The organism is Aeromicrobium sp. HA, from assembly GCF_027171405.1.
In the GTDB taxonomy this organism is placed as follows: Bacteria; Actinomycetota; Actinomycetes; order Propionibacteriales; family Nocardioidaceae; genus Aeromicrobium; species Aeromicrobium tamlense.
Genome location: NZ_CP114372.1, coordinates 505,014 through 522,028, shown reverse-complemented (window position 1 = coordinate 522,028; position 17,015 = coordinate 505,014). Strand labels below are relative to the sequence as shown.

General features: G+C 73.1%; 12 protein-coding genes. 2 read left to right on the top strand and 10 right to left on the bottom strand.

Going from position 1 to position 17,015, the window contains the following annotated elements:
- Positions 1 to 62: 62 nt before the first annotated feature.
- Positions 63 to 1,328, bottom strand: a complete 1,266-nt coding sequence (locus O3S82_RS02530; protein WP_218845896.1) for an MFS transporter — start codon at positions 1,326 to 1,328, stop codon at positions 63 to 65.
- A 157-nt stretch (positions 1,329 to 1,485) separates the two neighbouring features.
- On the opposite strand from O3S82_RS02530, the gene O3S82_RS02525 reads away from it, so the two are divergent.
- Complete coding sequence (locus O3S82_RS02525) at positions 1,486 to 3,387, top strand: acyltransferase family protein (protein ID WP_269305281.1); 1,902 nt, start codon at positions 1,486 to 1,488, stop codon at positions 3,385 to 3,387.
- Here the strand turns inward: O3S82_RS02525 and O3S82_RS02520 are convergent.
- Positions 3,384 to 6,641, bottom strand: coding sequence for a CDP-glycerol glycerophosphotransferase family protein (locus O3S82_RS02520; protein ID WP_269305279.1), 3,258 nt, complete (start codon positions 6,639 to 6,641; stop codon positions 3,384 to 3,386). The genes O3S82_RS02525 and O3S82_RS02520 overlap by 4 nt on opposite strands.
- Positions 6,642 to 6,740: 99 nt before the next feature.
- Here O3S82_RS02520 and O3S82_RS02515 point away from each other — a divergent pair, with 99 nt between their 5' ends.
- Positions 6,741 to 7,331: an acyltransferase gene (locus O3S82_RS02515; protein ID WP_179426411.1), complete on the top strand. Its 591-nt coding sequence runs from the start codon at positions 6,741 to 6,743 to the stop codon at positions 7,329 to 7,331.
- Positions 7,332 to 7,344: 13 nt separating this feature from the next.
- Here the strand turns inward: O3S82_RS02515 and wecB are convergent, their stop codons facing one another.
- The 8 genes from wecB to O3S82_RS02475 are packed head-to-tail and all read right to left on the bottom strand — an operon-like array spanning position 7,345 to position 17,007.
- Positions 7,345 to 8,400 carry a non-hydrolyzing UDP-N-acetylglucosamine 2-epimerase gene (wecB, locus tag O3S82_RS02510; RefSeq protein WP_179426413.1) on the bottom strand — a complete coding sequence of 352 codons (1,056 nt, stop codon included), beginning with the start codon at positions 8,398 to 8,400 and terminating at the stop codon, positions 7,345 to 7,347.
- 1 nt (position 8,401) lies between these two features.
- On the bottom strand, positions 8,402 to 9,685 hold the full coding sequence (locus O3S82_RS02505; RefSeq protein ID WP_269305275.1) for a nucleotide sugar dehydrogenase: 1,284 nt from the start codon (positions 9,683 to 9,685) through the stop codon (positions 8,402 to 8,404).
- A complete protein-coding gene (locus tag O3S82_RS02500) occupies positions 9,682 to 10,521 on the bottom strand; it encodes a hypothetical protein (RefSeq protein ID WP_269305273.1) in 840 nt (279 codons plus the stop codon). Before O3S82_RS02500 ends, O3S82_RS02505 begins: the two co-directional genes overlap by 4 nt.
- Positions 10,518 to 12,032, bottom strand: coding sequence for a glycosyltransferase family 4 protein (locus O3S82_RS02495; protein ID WP_269305272.1), 1,515 nt, complete (start codon positions 12,030 to 12,032; stop codon positions 10,518 to 10,520). Before O3S82_RS02495 ends, O3S82_RS02500 begins: the two co-directional genes overlap by 4 nt.
- Positions 12,029 to 13,018, bottom strand: coding sequence for a Gfo/Idh/MocA family protein (locus O3S82_RS02490; protein WP_269305271.1), 990 nt, complete (start codon positions 13,016 to 13,018; stop codon positions 12,029 to 12,031). The genes O3S82_RS02495 and O3S82_RS02490 overlap by 4 nt, the downstream gene beginning before the upstream one ends.
- Positions 13,015 to 14,118: a DegT/DnrJ/EryC1/StrS family aminotransferase gene (locus O3S82_RS02485; protein WP_269305270.1), complete on the bottom strand. Its 1,104-nt coding sequence runs from the start codon at positions 14,116 to 14,118 to the stop codon at positions 13,015 to 13,017. The genes O3S82_RS02490 and O3S82_RS02485 overlap by 4 nt, the downstream gene beginning before the upstream one ends.
- A 10-nt stretch (positions 14,119 to 14,128) precedes the next feature.
- Positions 14,129 to 15,760, bottom strand: a complete 1,632-nt coding sequence (locus tag O3S82_RS02480; protein WP_269305268.1) for a hypothetical protein — start codon at positions 15,758 to 15,760, stop codon at positions 14,129 to 14,131.
- On the bottom strand, positions 15,757 to 17,007 hold the full coding sequence (locus O3S82_RS02475) for a hypothetical protein (RefSeq protein ID WP_269305266.1): 1,251 nt from the start codon (positions 17,005 to 17,007) through the stop codon (positions 15,757 to 15,759). Before O3S82_RS02475 ends, O3S82_RS02480 begins: the two co-directional genes overlap by 4 nt.
- Positions 17,008 to 17,015 lie beyond the last annotated feature (8 nt).

Sequence of the window (17,015 nt, the reverse complement as noted above, 5' to 3'; positions counted from 1 at the left end):
TGCGGTTGACCACTCACCGGGCCCCGCGGGGAAGGGTTGACAGCTCACCGCCCTCGCAAGGGTCAGGGCGTGGGATGGCGGCCGTCGTAGGCGAGGAAGCGGCGGCGCAGGGCGACCGAGACCAGGACGCCGGTGATGCACAGGGCGCCGCCGAGGACCATCGCCCACGGCTCGCCGACGACCTCGGCGACCGACCCGATGACGAAGTCGCCCAGGCGCGGCCCGCCCGCGACCACCACGATGAACAGGCCCTGCATCCGTCCGCGCATCTCGTCAGGAGCCGCGGTCTGCAGGATCGTGGAGCGGTACGCGGCGCTGATCATGTCGGCTGCGCCCGACAGCGCGAGGAACGACACCGCGAGCCACAGCAGGCCCGGCACGCCGATCGCCGAGAAGCCCGCCGCGGCCACGCTCGCCCCGTAGACCACGATCGCCACCACGATCGCGATGCCGTGGCGGTGGACCCGGCTGACCCAGCCCGAGACCACGAACGCGATCAGCGAGCCGATCGCGGGCGACGCTTGCAGCAGACCCAGTGACGAGGCGCCCGCGTCGCTGCCGCTCGAGGTCGCGTAGACCGTGGCCGCGAGGGCCGGGAACAGCGCGCGCGGCTGGGCGAAGACCATCGCGCACAGGTCGACCACGAACGACATCGCGATGTTCGGGGCGGTGCGCAGGAAGCGCAGGCCGTCGACCACCGACTTCAGGCCGGGCACCGGCATCGGCGTGGCCGGCGGCAGCGGGGGCAGGCGCAGCACCGAGTAGAGCGCCGCGACGTAGAGCAGCACGTCGACGACGTACGCCGCCTCGACCCCGCGCCACGCGATCAGGGCGCCGCCGAGCAGCGGGCCGACCGTGAAGGACAGGTTGGTGGCCGCCATGCCCAGGGCGTTGGCGGCGGGCAGCAGGTGCCCCGGCAGCAGCTGCGGCAGCATCGCCGCGCGGGCCGGGTTGTTCACCGCGAAGAACAGCGCCTGCACGGCGACGACGCCGTAGAGGAAGGCGACGGACTCGACGTCGGCGACGCTGTGGACGACCAGCGCGATGGCCGACAGCCACAGCCCCATCGCCGAGGCCAGCGCGACCGTGCGTCGATCGAACGCGTCGACCAGCGCGCCGCCGTAGAGGCCACCAGCGATCAGCGGCAGCAGGCCCGCGAGGCCCACCAGTCCGACGGAGAAGGACGACTCGGTGAGGGTCCAGACCTCCCACGCGATCGCGACGACCGACATCTGCTGGCCGAAGCCCGACACGGCCTGCCCGATCCAGAGCCGCCGGTACGCCGCCGATGCGCGCAGCGGTCGGATGTCGGTGAGCAGCCTGGGCACCGCAGCAGCCTAGGCCGGGCCCTGACGGCCCTCGCGTTCGCGGTGCACGGTGTCGTGGCGGAGGCGCCTAGAATCGGTCATCGTGCCCGAGAATCTCCGAACCGCCACCGCCGGCGTCGCCCCGCGGTCACGCGGTCACCGGAGAAAGGCGCCCGCGGTGCGCACCGACATCCAGGCCCTGCGCGCGCTGGCCGTCACCGTGGTGGTCGCGTTCCACCTGTGGCCCGGCCGGGTCTCGGGCGGCTACGTCGGCGTCGACGTCTTCTTCGTCATCTCGGGCTACCTGATCACGCTGCACCTCGCGCAGCGGCCGCCCACGTCGATCGCCGGACTCGCCGACTTCTGGGCCCGCCGTGTGCGCCGCCTCATCCCGGCCGCCGCGGTCGTCCTCGTGGCCACCGTCGTCGCGTCGCGGCTGTGGCTGCCCGCCACACAGTTCGCCGACATCGGCCGTCAGGTCGTCGGCTCGGCGCTCTACGTGCAGAACTGGGTGCTGGCCGACTCGGCCACCGACTACCTCGCCGCCGAGAACGCGCCGACGCCCGTCCAGCACTACTGGTCGCTGAGCATCGAGGAGCAGTTCTACCTCTTCTGGCCGATCCTGATCGCCGCCGTCCTGGCGTTCCGTCGCGCGTGGCTGCCGCTCGTCACGGTCGCCGTGTTCGCGGCCTCGCTGGCGTGGAGCATCCGGCTGACCGACATCGATCCCGGCGCCGCCTACTTCGTCACCCCGGCCCGCGTCTGGGAGCTGCTGCTGGGCGCGCTCGTGGCGATCGCGGTGCACCGCGGTGTCACCCTCCCCCGCTGGCGCGGACCCGTGGCGCTCGTCGGCCTCGCGATGATCACGTACGCCGTCTTCTGGTTCGACCGCGCCACCGCGTTCCCGGGCTCGGCCGCCCTCGTCCCCACCGTCGGCGCCGCGCTCGTCCTGCTCGCGGCAGTGGACACGCGAGGCCCGTGGGAGGCCCGCTCGATCCAGCTCGTGGGCGACTGGTCGTACCCGATCTACCTGTGGCACTGGCCGCTCGTGGTGATCACGCCCCTCGCGCTCGGCGTCGACAAGACGCTGCGCACCGATGCGGTCGTCCTGGTCCTGACGATCGTCCTGTCGGGCCTCACCGTCCACTTCATCGAGCGTCCGCTGCGGTTCCACCCGTATCTCGTCGCCCGCAAGCGCGCCACGTTCGCGATGCTCGCGGCCTCCACGGCGCTCACGTGCGGCGCCGCGTGGGCACTGACGGCGGCGCCGGACGGCACCGAGGACAGCGGCCTGGCGATGACGCCGGTCGAGGCGAAGGCCGACCAGCCCGCCGTCTACCCCGACGACTGCTGGGCCAGCGCCCCGTTCACGACGCACCCGGTCTGCCACTACGGCGACGAGGACTCCGACCAGCGGGTCGCGCTGATCGGCAACTCGCACGCCGGGCACTGGCAGCCCGCGCTGGACGAGGTAGCCACCGAGCGCGGGTGGGCGCTCGACACCTACCTCGCGTCGCAGTGCTACACCGTCGACCTCGACATCGCGTTCCCGAACCCGAAGTCCACACGCAACTGCCGCGCCTGGAACGCCGAGAGCCTGCAGCGGATCATCGACTCCGACCCGAGCCTCGTCGTGATCTCCAACCGCACCCGCACACTGCCGCTGGCGGGCCTCGAGCAGCCCGAGGCCGACCGTGTCGCCCAGGCCGCGTACGCCGACACCCTCGACACGCTGACCGACGAGGGCATCCCGGTGCTGGTCATCCGCGACACCCCGGCCGCGGCGGGCAGCGTGCCCGACTGCGTGGCGCTCAACGCCGACGACCCCGCCGTGTGCGAGCGCCCGCGCGACGAGGCCGTGGAGCCCGATCCGCTGGCCGCCGCCGGGCGCGCCGACGACTCGGGCCTGGTCTCGGTCCTCGACGTCACCGACCGCCTGTGCGACGACGAGACCTGCCGGTTCGTCGTGGGCGACCAGATCGCGTACTTCGACCACGGCCACCTGACGGCGACGTTCTCGCGCGAGCTGGCGCCCGAGGTCGACGAGGCGGCCCGGAAGGCGATCCGCTCGGCCGCCTAGGAGCCGAAGACCTCGTCCACGACGCGCTCGGCGGCGTGACCGTCGTCGAGCGGGGCGAACCGCTGACGGAACTCGTGGCGACGGGTCGCGTAGGCGTCGCCGTGGCCCTCGGCCTCGAGCAGCGCCGCGCGCAGCTCCTCCTGCGTGGCCACGATCGGTCCCGGCGCCTCGGCCTCGAAGTCGAGGTAGAAGCCGCGCAGGTCGTCGCGGTAGTGCGCGAGGTCGTAGCAGAACAACACGATCGGCCGGTCGAGGATCGCGTAGTCGAACATCACCGACGAGTAGTCCGTGACGAGCACGTCGGCGACGCACAGCAGGTCCTGCATGTCGGGGTAGCTCGAGACGTTGAGCACCCGGTGCGCGAGCTCCGGCGGGATCTTCAGCGAGCCTCGCACGACGCTGTGGCGACGCACCAGGATCACGGTGTCCTCGTCGAGGCCCTCGACGAGCGGCTCCCACTCGAGCGCGCCGTCCCACACGAACTGCTTGCCCTGCTTGACGTCGTCGCGGAACGTGGGCGCGTAGAGCACGACACGGTCCTCGGGACGCAGGCCGAGACGGCGGCGGGTGACCTCGCCGACCTCCTTCGCGTCGCGGGCCAGCACGTCGTTGCGCGGGTACCCGGCCTCGAGGACGCGGCCCTCGTAACGGAACGCCGAGCGGAACGCCTCCGTCGCGTACGGGCTCGGCGACAGCAGCATCGACCACGTGGCGGTCTTGGCCGAGACGCGCTCGAGGTAGCCCGGGGCGCGGCCCGTGGTGGAGACCGCGTCGTACTGCATCCGCTTGAGCGGGGTGCCGTGCCACGTCTGGAGGTAGGTGGTGCCCTTCGCCGGCTTCACGACCGGGCCGAAGTTCTGGTTGTTGACCCAGTACCGGGCGCGGGACAGGTGCCAGTGGAACGCGGGCGAGCCCGGCTCGACCTTGCGCGTCGTGACGTCGAGCGGACGGAAGGTGCTGCGGGTGCTCCACACGTAGCGGAACGGGGCACCGCGACGGACCAGCTCCTCGTAGATGGCGCGCGGGCTGTCGGCGACGGCCCGGCCGGTGTCGCTCTCGAGGACCACGAGGTCGCGGCGTGGCAGCATCCGGCCCACGGCCGCGATCGCCTTCATCGACGGCTGGAAGAGTCGGCCCTTGCGGAACGCGCGGTACGTGCGGCGGCCGTACGACGAGTCGCGCAGACGCCACAGCGGCACCCACGCGGAGCGCGCGGTGCGGACGGACTCGAAGACCTGCTCGCTGTAGGAACCCGTGGCGGGCTCGAGGAACAGCGCGCTGCGGCGGGCGTGCTCGGCGTCCTGCGGGAAGCCGACGCGCCACGAGGCGACCACGGCCTCGGCGAGCGGCTCGACCTCGCGGAAGACGTCGCCCGGCAGGTCGAGGTCGAGGTCGAGGTGGGACGGCCTCTTGCCGAGGAAGCGCTGCCGGTCGAACTGGTGGTAGAAGACCGGGCGGCCCTGGAAGCTGAAGTCGAAGCCCACCGAGGAGTAGTCGGTGACCATCGCCGCGTGGCTGCGCAGCAGGGTCTGCACGTCCACGTCGCCCTGGCGCAGGACGGTGGCGCCCTCGACGGCGAGCGCATCGCCGAAGAAGCGCATGTTCGGATGCAGGATCACCGTGACCGGCAGGCCCTCGGCGATCGCCTGCCGGATCGGCTCGGAGGTCAGGAAGGCGCGCCAGCGCTCCAGGAACTCGCTCTCCTCGAACGCGGCCGGGCGACTCAGCCAGTCGCGCCACGTGGGGATCACGAGGATGCCGCGCGGCGGCTGCTCCGTGGGCTCGAGGAGGCGGTCGAAGCGGCTCAGGCCCGTGACGCGCACCTGCTGCGGCCGGTACCGCAGGTCGTTGATCATCAGCTCGCGCTCGCGCGGGGAGCTGACGTGGACGAAGTCGGTGTGGAACGCCGGGCTGAGGCGGCCGTACGTCTCGGCCATGTTCTTCGTGCCGAGGACGCCGTGCTGGAGGAACACCCGGTTGCCGCGCATCCACCGGACCGCGCGGCGGTCGGACGTGGCCAGCACGAAGCTCGCGTTGTGCGTCGTGACGAAGCGTCGCGCCAGGAAGCACGCGCGGATGTGCTCGCGCGAGCGCACCGTCACGACGTTCCCGAGCGGGTCGACGTTCGCGCGCTCGGGGCTGTCCTCGGTGATGACGTAGTACGTACGGCGGCCGGGGTGGTGCTCGCGGATCCAGCGGAAGAGGTGGAACCCGGCGTCCTGCGCCTTGTACGGGGTCTCCCCCACGACCCACACCGAGGAGAACGCGCGGATCACGGTCCACAGCGGGCCGAGCCGGCGCAGGCGCGTGAGGTAGCGGTGGGCGTCGCGCGTGAAGAGCTCGCGGGCGAACGACAGGTTCTTGGACTTGAAGGTCAGGAACGGCACGAGGACCTGAGTGAAACCCTCGTCCGAGCCGGTGAGGGGCTTGAGCCGGCGGAAGCCCCGCAGGTCGCCCGGGACCGCGAGGCCTCGACGCAGGGGCGTGCCGTCGTTGCCGTCCACGACCACGGCGATGTCGACCGACTGCTCGTTCGCGGGCATCCCGGCGGCCACGAGGGCAGTGACGTCGATGGCGCCCGCGATCGGGTGCGTGATCTCACGGCTCAGCGGATCGCGGGTGCCCGCGCCGACCTGCAGCGGCAGCCGGTGGGCGAACTCGGTGGCACGGACCGTGACCTCGAGCTCGGCGTTCCGACCGTCCGCGTGCATCGTGATCAGGTCGGCCTCGAACGCGAAGCCATGGGCCGAGCCGCGCACCGCGGTGACCTTCGTGAGGATCTTCGGGATGCGCTGCACGCCCACGCGGATCGACAGGTAGCCGTCGCGGGTGGCGTACCACCAGACCGGGCGCTCGCGGGTCTCACCGATCTCGGAGACGATCGCGGACCGGTCGCCCGGGCCCGCCGTGAGCCGGCGGGTGACCTTCTTGCCCGCGGCGCTCTTCAGGTGCAGCTGGACGTCGATCGAGTGGGAGCTGGTGGGCGCGCGGTCGGGCACGTCGGCCGTGACCGCGAACTCGGCGCGGCCGCTCGCGGGGACCTTGACCTTCGCGCCCCCGCCGCGGACCTGCAGCGTCACGGCGTCGACGACCATCCCGTCCCGGGCGGTGCCTGCGAGAGTGACCCGACCGTCGGCGTCCACCGCGACCCGGACCGCGTCGACGATCGGCGGGGCCGCGTCGTCGCCGCGGGTGACGGCACGCTTGACGCGGGCCAGTCGCGCCCTCAGGGCTGCGGGAATCCGTGGTGCCACCTGGTCGCCTCCGCCTCTTCTCGGTCGTGTCTCCCGGGGCCGAACGGCCGGAGCCAAGTCAAGCACGACGGCGTCTGCCCGGAGCGATAGCGTGGCGCCATGAGCGCCACCGTGAAGCCCACCGCCCAAGTCGACGACCGCGCCACGCTGGGGTCCGGCACCACCGTGTGGGAGCTCGCCCAGGTGCGCGAGAACGCCACGCTCGGCGAGCAGTGCATCGTCGGCCGCGGTGCCTACATCGGCTCGGGCGTGCAGATCGGCGACCGGGTCAAGATCCAGAACCACGCGCTCGTCTACGAGCCCGCGCAGGTCGCCGACGGCGTCTTCATCGGCCCCGCCGCCGTGCTGACCAACGACGAGTTCCCGCGCGCGGTCGCCCCCGACGGCTCGCTCAAGTCCGGCGCCGACTGGACGCCCGTGGGCGTCACGATCGACGAGGGCGCCTCGATCGGCGCGCGTGCCGTCTGCGTCGCCCCGGTGCGGATCGGCGCCTGGGCGCTCGTGGCCGCGGGTGCCGTCGTGACGAAGGACGTGCCCCCGCACGCGCTCGTGGTCGGCGTGCCGGCGCGACGCATCGCGTGGGTCGGCCGCGCCGGGCGCCCGCTCGACGACCAGGGCGACGGCACCTTCACGTGCCCCGAGACCGGCGAGACCTACCGCGAGACCGACGGGCGGCTCGCGCTGGCCTGAAGGCCCACCCCGCTCAGCGGCTGAGGGCCTCCACGACGCGCTGGGCGGCGCGGCCGTCGCCGTAGGGCGTGGCGTCCGTGGGCTGCGGGTCGAGGCTGGCCAGGGCCCACGCGATCGTGCGCGGGTCGGACGCCAGCACGTTCCAGCCCAGCTCCACCGTCTCGACCCACTCGGTCTCGGTGCGCACGGTGACGCACGGGACCCGCAGCAGGAAGGCCTCCTTCTGCAGGCCTCCCGAGTCGGTGATCACCGAGTGCGCGCCCGCCGCAGCGGCCACGAGGCGTCCGTACGGCAGCGGCTCGTGCACGCGCACCGAGCCCTGCTCGAGCACGATGCCGAAGTCGGCGCAGCGCTGCACGAGGCGCGGGTGCGCCAACAGCACGACCGGACGCTCCAGGCCCTGCAGGCCCTCGACGATCGCGCGCAGGCGCTCGGGGTCGTCGGTGTTCTCGGCCCGGTGGATCGTGGAGACGTGGTACTCCCCCGGCGTGACGCCGAGGTCGGGGATCTCGAGCTCGCCGGAGTCGATCCGGCGCTTGATGCCCGTCAGCACGTCGGTCATGACGTCGCCGACGAGCACGGAGCGCTCGGCGAGACCCTCGGTGGCGAGGTGCGCCATGGCCTGCTCGGTGGGCGCCAGCAGCAGGTCGGCGGCGTGATCGGTCAGAACGCGGTTGTGCTCCTCGGGCATCGCGCGGTTGAACGACCGCAGCCCGGCCTCGAGGTGCGCGAGCGGGACCTGCAGCTTCGCGGCGCTGACCGCTCCGGCCAGCGTGGAGTTCGTGTCGCCGTAGACCAGGACCCAGTCGGGACGGTGCTCGAGGATGACGTCGTCCATCCGCGCGAGCATCGCGCCGGTCTGGGCGCCGTGGCCGGCCGAGCCGATCTCGAGGTTCACGTCGGGCTCGGCGATGTCGAGCTCGCGGAAGAACTCGCCCGACATCCGCTCGTCGTAGTGCTGGCCGGTGTGCACGATGACGTGCTCGACGCCGGCCGCGCGGAACGCGTGGTCGATGGGCGCCAGCTTCACGAACTGCGGGCGGGCCCCGACGATGCTGAGGACCTTCACGTCAGCCGCCGATGACGACGCGGCGGACACCGGTCCAGCGCTCGGGATCGGTGACGCGGCGGCCGTCGACGATGACCTCGACCCCCGGGAAGTCCGAGGCCGCGAGCTCGCGGTACTCCGCGTGGTCGGCCTGGACGACGATCGCGGCGACGGGCTCGCCGTCGTACGCGGGCAGCTTGAGCGCCTCGAGCTCCTCGGGCTTGTACATCGGGTCGCTGACGTGGACCTCGGCGCCGCGGGCGCGCAGCTCGTCGACCGTGCCGAAGACGCCGGAGAACGCCGTCTCCTTCACACCGCCGCGGTAGGAGGCGCCGAGCACCAGGACGCGCTTGCCGGTGAGGTCGCCCGCGGCGGCCGCCAGCAGGTCGACCGCGTAGGCGGGCATCGCGGCGTTGGCCTCGCGGGCCGAGCGCACGACGGTGGCGTCGGGGTCGTTCCACAGGTACAGCCGCGGATAGACCGGGATGCAGTGGCCGCCGACGGCGATGCCCGGCAGGTGGATGTGGCTGAACGGCTGACTGTTGCAGGCCTCGATGACCTTGAGCACGTCGATGCCGTGCTGGTCGGAGAAGCGGGCGAACTGGTTGGCCAGGCCGATGTTGACGTCGCGGTACGTGGTCTCGGCGAGCTTCGCCAGCTCGGCGGCCTCGGCGGTGCCCATGTCCCAGACGCCGTTCGGGCGGGGCAGGTCCTGGCGCTCGTCGAAGTCCAGCACGGTCTCGTAGAACTCGACGGCCTTGGCGGTGGCGGCCTCGTCGAGTCCGCCGACCAGCTTGGGGTACTTGCGCAGGTCGGCGAAGACGCGACCGGTGAGCACGCGCTCGGGGCTGAAGACGAGGTGGAAGTCCTGGCCGGCGGTCAGGCCCGAGCCCTCCTGCAGCATCGGCGCCCAGCGGGTGCGGGTGGTGCCGACCGGGAGGGTCGTCTCGTAGATGACGGTGGTGCCGGGTTTGAGGCCGCGCGCGATGTCCTGCGTGGCCGAGTCCATCCAGCCGAAGTCGGGCGTGCCGTCGGCGCCGACGAACAGCGGCACGACGATGACGACGAACTCCGACTGCGAGACGGCGTCGGCGGTGTCGGTGGTGGCGACGAGGTGGCCGGAGCCGACGACCTCGGCCAGCTTCTCGGCGAGGTGGGCCTCGCCGGGGAAGGGCTCGGTGCCGGCGTTCACCGTCTCGACGACGGTGGGGCTGACGTCGGCGCCGAACACCTTCTGGCCCTTCGAGGCGAACTGGACGGCCAGCGGGAGGCCGATCTTGCCCAGTCCGACGACGGTGATGTTCATGGGGTTCCTTCGAGGGTGGGGGTCGGGGCCGCGCCGTAGGCGGCGGCGAGGGTCTGCGGGTCGCGGGCCTTGACCGTGGCGTCGGCGCGGTGGCCGTACTCGGCGACCAGCAGCGGGCGCGCCTGGGCGGCCCACGGACGCTTCGGCTTCTTCTCGCCGGTGCGGTCCCACACGACGCGGACCGGGTGGTCGATCCGGGCGGCGGCCCGCACGGCGACGGACATCATCACGGGGCCCTCGGCGTGGATCACGTCGGGCGCGAGCTCGTCGAGGGCGGGACCGAGGTGCAGCTCGGGATCGAGCAGCGCGGGGTCGAGGCGTGCCCACGCGTGCTGACGCGACGTGGTGCGCCACAGGCGGCGGGCCGCGCGGTCGACGGGACGGCGACGGCCCTTGCGGACCTTGTAGGCCTCGCGGGTGGCCTCGGTGCGCTCGGCGACCCAGCGGCGCTCGGCGCGCGCCAGGAAGAGGCGAGCGCGCGGGACGAGGGGCACCTTGGTGTTGCCACTCTTCACGTAGGCGACGTCGCGCTGGAACATGGACTCGCTGACGCGCGCCTGCGCCGCGGCCTGGCGGACGCCGGCCTTCAGCAGGGTGCGGTAGCCCAGCGGCTTGGTCCAGCGCGGCGAGCGCGCACCGTGACGGCCGGCACCGAGCCACTTCGGCACGGGCACCGTGGAGACGGCGACGTCCTCGACGAGCAGCGGCCCGTCCTCGAGGGCGTCGCCCTTGGCCAGCACGTGCACCTCGAACCCGAGGTCGCGCAGGGCGGTGACATGGGCGCCGAGGGGCTCGGCGGCGGTGTCGCGCAGGACGACGACGCGCAGGGCGCTCATGCGGTGGCTCCGATCACGGCGGGGTCGAAGCCGACCAGGTCGCGGTAGACCTCGTGCATCGCGTCGGCCTGGTGCTCCCAGGTCCACGCGTCGAGCAGGCCGGGCTGGTCGTAGGCCGCAACGTAGCGCTCGCGGTCGGCCAGCACGGCACGGACGGCGCGGACGAAGTCGTCGACGTCGCCGACGCGGAAGACCTCGCCCTGGCCCGTGCGGCGGATCGTCTCGGCCATGAACCTCACGTCGCTGCCCACGATCGGCAGGCGGGCCTGCGAGTACTCGTAGAACTTCGTGGCGAGCGAGATCTCGTGGTTCATCATGTGGATCAGCGAGTGCACGCCCAGCGTGGCCGACGACAGGTACGGCACGATCTGCTCGACCGGCACGTAGGGCAGGATGTGCAGCCGCTCGGCGGCGCCCAGCTCGGCGGCACGCTCCTGGAGCCCGAGCACGACCGGCGAGTCGGGCTGGCCGACGACGAGCGCGACGTGCAGGTCGGGCAGGTGGCCGAGGGACTCGATGACCACGCTGACGCCGCGGTTGGGGTCGACGTAGCCGCTGTAGACGATCAGCGGGACCTCGTCGGCCAGGCCGCAGCGGGCGCGGACGCTGGGCGCCTCGGGCGGCGGGTCCTGGACGATCGGCGTGTTGAGCACGATCGTGGGGCGCTCGGGCAGGCCGTGGTGCTCCTGCAGCAGGTCGGCGATCGGGTCGCTGACGGTGAGCACGGCGTCGGCGTACTGCGCGTGCTCGGCCTCGAGCTGCTGCAGCGACGGGATCCAGCGCGGGTGCGCCGTGGCGTGCTCGACGCCCGGCATGAACTCGTGCGCGTCCCACACGAGCTTCACGTCGCGGCCGGCGGCGCGGGCGCGGAACGTGGCGCGCGCGGCGACGAACAGCATGCGGAAGTCGTTGGCGTGGATGAGGTCGGGCTGCAGGCGGTCGATCGCCGGCGCGAAGGCCTCGTCCCACGACTCGATGTTGGGGTCGAGGTGGTTCCAGGACTTCGTGCCGAGGACCTTCATCCACGCGGCGGTGCTCAGGCGGTCGACGAGGCCGTGCATGCGGTGGCGCTTGCGGCGCACCTCGATCGTGCGCTCACGCCGGAAGCCACGCCAGGACGCGAGGGCCCGGTTGGCGGCGATGCGCGCCGACAGCACGACGCGCCCGGGGCCCGACGCGCTGCGGCGGCGGTCCTCCAGGACGCGCGCCTGCGCCTCGCACCAGCCGAACAGCTGGTTGGCCCGCGCGCCCGTCCGGTAGGCCAGCGGGTCGCGCCAGCGCGGCGACCGCGCGAGGTGCGCGCGCTCGATCCGCTCGGGGCGGTAGTCGACGAGCTCGACCGTGGCGTCGCCCACCTTCCACGCCGGGATGACGTCCTCGGTGCGGTTGATGCCCAGGAGCGTGACCTCCCAGCCGCGATCGGCCATGGAACGCGCCTGCTTCTGCACCCGCGAGTCGCGACGCACGTCGTTGTCGACGAGCATCACGACCTTGTTCGGCTGGTCGCTCACGCCAGATCGACCCGCTGACCGCCTCCGTCGGCGGAGTCGATCATCGCCTGCGCCACCTCGACGGTGCGGCGGCCCTGCGCGAGGGTGACGATGTCGGTGTCCTGGCCGAGGACGGCATCGCGGAAGGTCTCGTGCTCCACCAGCAGCGGCTCGCGCTTGGGGATCGCGAAGCGCGTGACGTCGCCCTCGGCGACGCCGCGGAACGCACTCAGCGCGTCCCAGTCGAGCGCGACGGTGGCGTTGCGGTGGAAGGTCAGGTCGGCGGTGAGCGTGTCGGCGACGTAGGCGCCGCGCTCGCCGGTGATGACGGTGCAGCGCTCCTTCATCGGGCTGAGCCAGTTCACCAGGTGGCTGACGATGATGTCACCCGACAGCGTGCCGACGGCGGCGACCATGTCCTCGTGCGGGCGGCCGCTCTTGGTGACGGTGCGCGCGCTGATGTCGAGGTAGGACTCACCGGTGACGAACGACGCGATGTCGATGTCGTGCGTGGCGAGGTCCTTGACGACGCCCACGTCGGCGATGCGGTGCGGGAACGGGCCCTGGCGGCGGGTGACGACCTGGTAGATCTGGCCGAGCTCGCCCTCCTCCAGCTTGGCGCGCAGCGCCTGCAGCGAGGGGTTGTAGCGCTCGATGTGGCCGACACCGCCGATCAGGCCGGCGTCGCCGAAGGCCTTCTCGAGGCGGGCGGCGCCCTCGACCGTGGAGGCGAGCGGCTTCTCGATCAGCGCGTGGATGCCGGCGGACGCGAGCGCCAGGCCGACCTCCTCGTGCAGGCTCGTGGGGCAGGCGACGACCGCGTAGTCGATGCCGAGCGCGATGAGCGACTCGACGTCGGGCACGACGTCGGCGCCGAACAGGCCGGCCTCGAGGGCGGGGTCGCTGATCGCGACGAAGTCGACGCCGTCGAGCTGTCCGAGGATCCGCGCGTGGTTGCGACCCATCGCGCCGGCACCGATGAGGCCGGCGCGCAGCGGGGCGCTCACGCGGTGGCTCCGGCCTCGTTGACGGCCGCGACGATGCGGTCGACGTCGGCGTCGCTCAGGCTCGGGTGCACCGGGATCGAGACGACCTCGGCGGCCGCCTTCTCGGTGGCGGGCAGGTCCCAGCGCGGGTCGGGCGCGCCGCCGACGAGGTACGGGCGCAGGCGGTGCACCGGCGTCGGGTAGTAGACGGCGTTGCCGATGCCGGCGTCGGTGAGGCGCTTCTGGAAGCCGTCGCGGTCGTTCTCCACGCGCACCGTGTACTGGTGGTAGACGTGGCGTGCGCCCTCGGCGACCGGCGGCACGACGACCGAGGTGATCTCGGCGTCGAAGCGGGCGGCGATCGCGCGGCGTCGCTCGGTCCACTCGTGCAGGCGGGTGAGCTGCGTGCGGCCGATCGCGGCGGCGACGTCGGTGAGGCGCATGTTCACGCCGACGATCTCGTTGGCGTAGCGCTGCTCCATGCCCTGGTTGCGCAGCAGGCGGATCGTGCGCGCGACCTCGGCGTCGTTCGTAGTGACCATGCCGCCCTCGAGCGAGTGCATGTTCTTGGTCGGGTAGAAGCTGAACGCCGCGGCGGAGCCGAAGCCGCCGACCGGCTTGCCGTCGATCGCGGCGCCGTGGGCCTGGGCCGCGTCCTCGACGACCGCGAGGCCGTGGGTGGAGGCCAGCTCCATGATCGTGGTCATCGCGGCGGGGTGTCCGTACAGGTGCACCGGCATGATGCCGGCGGTCTTCGGGCCGATCGCGGCGCGGACGGCCTCGGGGTCGACGCAGAAGGAGTCGAGGTCGATGTCGACGAACACCGGCTCGGCGCCGACGAGCCTGATCGCGTTGCCGGAGGCGGCGAACGTGAACGACGGGACGATGACCTCGTCGCCCGGGCCGATGCCCAGCGCCATCAGGGCCAGCTGGAGCGCCGAGGTGCCGGAGTTGACGGCGACGGCGTGCTCGGAGCCGGCGACCTCGCTGAACTCCTCCTCGAAGGCCTTGACCTCGGGACCCTGCACGACCATGCCGCTGCGGAGCACGCGCACCGCGGCCTCGATGTCGACCTCGTCGATGATGGGCTTGGCGGGCGGGATGAAAGGCTGTTCAGACACGGGTAACACCCTACTTCGTATGTGGGGACGGGCCATGTTCCGGCACCGCCGTGGGGGCAGAGTTCTCGAACCAGCGCGCCAGCACCTCGGCCGAGCGGCGGCCGTCGTGGACGGCCTCGACGAAGGCCCGTCCGTCGCGGGCGGCGGCGCGGCCCGCCTCGCGGTCGGCGAGCAGCCCGAGGACGACGTCGCGCAAGGTCTCGGGGTCGGCCTGCAGGATCGGCACCTCGAGGCCCGTCTCGGCGCGGACGTGCTCGCGCACGCCGGGCGACACGTGACTGACCACGGTGCGGCCCGCGGCGAGCGCCTCGCACGCCGCGACGCCGTAGTCGGCGGCGCCGAACTGGTCGATGACGATGTCGGCGGTGCCGAACACCTGCGGCATCTCCTCGATCGGGACGCCCTGGACGCGGCGGTACTCGATGAGGCCCTGGGCGTCGAGGTCGGCCAGGACGGGGTCGATGTGGTGCGACCCCTTCTGCTTGCTGCTGGGCGCGTGCGCCACGACGGGCCGGTCGCGCTCGAGGACGGGCTCGTCGCTGTGCCAGCGGTCGACGTCGACCACGAGCGGCAGCCACGTGCCGTTCGGGACGAACTCCAGCAGGCCGGGCGTGGAGAGGAAGACCGGCCCGGGGTCGCTCGTGTAGACCTCGACGTTGCGCCGCGAGGAGTGCTCCAGCTGTCGCACCCAGGCCGCGTCCATGCCGTCGTACTGGGCCCAGCGCTCGTTCGCCGCGTGCACCGACGGGATGCGGGCGTCGCTGCCGTGCGAGAGCAGCGCGACGCGCAGGCCGGCGTCGCGCAGCTCGGCGACGACGTGCTCGAGCGGCATGACGGACTCGCCCAGCACCGGCAGGCCGGCCTCGACGATCACGTGCGTGTAGGTGGCGAGGACGTGCTCGCGCCAGGCGCGGCGCCAGCCGAGGTCGCCCTGGAAGCGGCGACGGTCGACCGTGAGGTCGGCCGGGTACGGGTGCAGGAGGCGGCGGTCCTTGAAGTTCTGCGCGGCGGCGCCCGGGACGTGCGCGTCGACGGCGCGGGCCCAGGCGTGCGCCTGTCCGGCGTAGTTCGCGGGGGCGATCAGGAGCCGGGCGGGCTCGTCGGCGATCGGTGGCATCGTGGCGTCGGCGGCGTCGGGTCCGGCGGGTGGCGTGGGTGCGGGCACGTCGACGCGCTCGGCCTCGAGCGCCTCGCGGACGCGCGCGGCACGGTTGACGAACACGGTGCCCTCGACGCGGCGGCCGAGCTCCCACACACTGCGGCAGGCGGCGTCGTCCATCGCGACGACGACGTCGGCCCACTGCGCCAGCTCGGCGGGACGGTCGTCCTCGCGGCACCACGTGGCGAGGCGCTCGCGCAGCTTCGGGGCGGGCGCGGGCTCGGGGGGCGACGGGGGCGTGGGACGCGAGCCGGTGACGAGGCTCCACACGCGGGCGCCGAGGCTGCGCGGGGCGGGCTCGACCTTCGGCGGCTTCGGCAGCGGCGGCATCACCGCGAACTCGGCCTCGAAGGCGGGCTTGGGGCGCTTGGCCGCGAGGACGCGCACCTCGACATCGCCGCCGAGGTCGAGCTTCTCCAGCAGGTTGTCCAGCCACGTCTCGGGGTAGCGGGCGCGGGCCGTGACGGCGAGGACGCGGGTCATCGACGGTCCTCCTTCGCGTCGAGGTCCTCGAGGGCCGCCGGCCAGGCCGAGACGCGCCACGTGGGCACGACCGTGGCGGGGTCGAGCGCCAGCGCCGTGCGGATCGCGTCGGTGATGGCCTGCGGGGTCAGGTCGGCGGCGCGGACCACCTGGCTGGCCTCCTCGAACGGGTGGCCCGGGCCCGGCTGCTGCGCCGTGCACCAGACCACAGGGACGCCCGCGGCGAGGTGGTCGGCGGTGCGGCCCGCTGGCAGGTCGCCGCGTGAGACGACGACCACGAGGTCGAGTCCGCGGTGCACCTCGGGCAGGTCGTCCACGGACGGCGAGGCCTCCGCGACGACGCCGGCCGGGGCGGCCTGCGCGAGCACCGAGGGGGCGACGCCGGCGGCTGGAGGGCGGCCGAACACCGCGAGGATGGCCTCGGTCAGGACGGGGTGGACGGCGCGGGCGGCGATCCAGCCCTCGACGACCTCGACGAACGCGCTCCAGGCGTCGGGCTCGACGAAGCAGCCCACACGCAGCGGCCAGTGCTCGCGGCGGGCCGGGAGCGCCGCGCCGGGCTCGGGCTCGGTGCCGAAGCCGTCGGGCACGACGAGCGCGCGCTCGGCGGCCGTGGGGTCGACGTCGCGCAGGCGTGCCCGGGTGCCCTCGTCGGGGCACCACACGGTGGCGCGGGAAAGGGCGTCGCGAACACGCTGGCCACCGATCTCGAAGTCGCCGCCGGTCGTGCGGGCGAGGTCGACCACGAGGTCCGCGCCGTGACGCGCGCTGACGTCGGCGGCGACGGCGACGGTGACCATCGGGGCCGCGACGGCCACGACGAGGTCGACGCCCTCGGTGTCCGCGACTCGCAGCGCCTCCTCGCGCAGGCGGTCGTGCACGTGGCCGAAGCCCGGCTCGTCGAACTGGGCGGCGGCGCGGGCCAGCCACTCGTCGCGCCAGCCGGCCGGGTCGAGGGCTCGCTCGTACGACCAGCGGTCGATCCGCTGGAGCTCGTCGGGGTGGTCGTCCGCGATGCGGATGATGCGGACGTCGTCGGGGATCCGGCGCGCGAGTGCGGGGTCGAGGCCGTCGTCGCGCACGGCGGCGGGGCTGTCGACCGTGATCACGGTGACGAGGCAGCCGGCGTCGGAGAGCGCCGCGACCAGATCGGCGGTGCGACGGGAGAGGGAGGAGTCGATCGGAGGGACACTCCACCCGAGGACGACGGCGCGCGAGACGGCCGCGCCTCCCCCTACAGATCGCACGACGCCCA

Coding starts and splice junctions, on each gene's coding strand:
- O3S82_RS02505 (WP_269305275.1), bottom strand. CDS start 9,685: ATGAACATCACCGTCGTCGGACTGGGCAAGATCGGCCTCCCGCTGGCC.
- O3S82_RS02480 (WP_269305268.1), bottom strand. CDS start 15,760: ATGACCCGCGTCCTCGCCGTCACGGCCCGCGCCCGCTACCCCGAGACG.
- O3S82_RS02500 (WP_269305273.1), bottom strand. CDS start 10,521: ATGAGCGCCCTGCGCGTCGTCGTCCTGCGCGACACCGCCGCCGAGCCC.
- O3S82_RS02515 (WP_179426411.1), top strand. CDS start 6,741: ATGAGCGCCACCGTGAAGCCCACCGCCCAAGTCGACGACCGCGCCACG.